Source organism: Neisseria sp. P0021.S005 (genome assembly GCF_051956955.1).
This window is the reverse complement of the sequence record NZ_JBQCWY010000971.1, coordinates 1-444: the sequence shown is the minus strand read 5'-3', so window position 1 is coordinate 444 and position 444 is coordinate 1. Positions and strand designations below refer to the sequence as shown.

Below are 444 nucleotides of genomic sequence, written 5' to 3'. Positions count from 1 at the left end.
CTTTGGGATTGCCGGTTTGCAGTTTGGCACACTCGGCAAGGAAGAGCGGAATAAGTTGTTCGGCAATATCTTGGGTAACAACAATGCGCTTGGCGGCGTTGCAGGATTGTCCGGCATCGCGAAAGCGCGAATAGCAGGCATCGATGGCTCCGCGTTGCAGATCGGCATCGGGCAGAATGATAAACGGATTGCTGCCACCCAGTTCAAGGATGGTTTTTTTCAGATGTTTGCCTGCATGGGCGGCCAGCAGGCGGCCGGTATGGGTTGAACCGGTAAATGCCATGGCATCAGTATCTTCAATGGCTTTAAGCGTGTCTTCATGACTGAACCATGCGCCGATAAGTGGCAAACCTTCGGGGATAAGGCTGAATAGGGTTTCGCTGACGCGGGCGACACTGGGCGCAGGTTTGACTGCGCAGGCATTGCCGGCGCACAGGGCAGGGA

1 protein-coding gene is annotated in these 444 nt (G+C 55.4%); it reads right to left on the bottom strand.

Annotated elements, in window-relative coordinates:
* Positions 1 to 444: aldehyde dehydrogenase family protein (locus tag ACTHUE_RS20430; RefSeq protein WP_440424323.1), on the bottom strand; the 444-nt coding region annotated here is incomplete at both ends.